At 53.3% G+C, this 546-nt stretch carries 1 protein-coding gene; it reads right to left on the reverse strand.

Features of this window, described 5'->3' with window-relative positions:
* Positions 1 to 130: 130 nt before the first annotated feature.
* A partial coding sequence (locus tag P0D80_RS51030; RefSeq protein ID WP_408296546.1) for a hypothetical protein occupies positions 131 to 546 on the reverse strand: 416 nt, incomplete at its 5' end.

Raw genomic sequence — 546 nt, forward strand, 5'->3', positions numbered from 1 at the left:
ACGAAATGGACACGCTGAGGGCCGAACCGGGCTATGATGGATGAAACGATGACGGTTGTCTCGCGCTGTGAGGCGTTGGTGCACTTATTGAGTAAAAATACATAACAAAATCAACGGTTTGAAATTTATGTTAGTACGTCCTCAATAACCCGGGGCGGGCTCCGGCATACTGATCAAGCGTAAGCGGTAGTTCCGACTCATCTGGAACCCGTGTATGAGAAGGAACAAGATTGCGTCCGCAGCCACCACATTGCGGACGCAGCTTATCAACTGGTTGCGGGTTTTCCGGAGCAGGCGAATTGGTCTGAGATCGGCTGTGGTCAAGGATTTTCGGCCGTATGACAAAATCGGCTGGAATCCGGTTGCTTGGCCGGTCGAAATACCGGAAAGCGAGCGCAATGGAGGATTCCAGCGAAATTGCGCCTTGCGCCGATCTGGCAATTTGTCTTGCCGCGTCTAAGCACTGCCCGCTCAGGATCGAGCTATAATCCGCGCCCGCCGTGGCTTTTACGCAAATTCGGCTGCTTTGGGAAACCCGCAACCATG

The sequence above is a fragment of the Paraburkholderia sp. RL17-373-BIF-A genome (assembly GCF_046030175.1).
Taxonomy (GTDB): domain Bacteria; phylum Pseudomonadota; class Gammaproteobacteria; order Burkholderiales; family Burkholderiaceae; genus Paraburkholderia.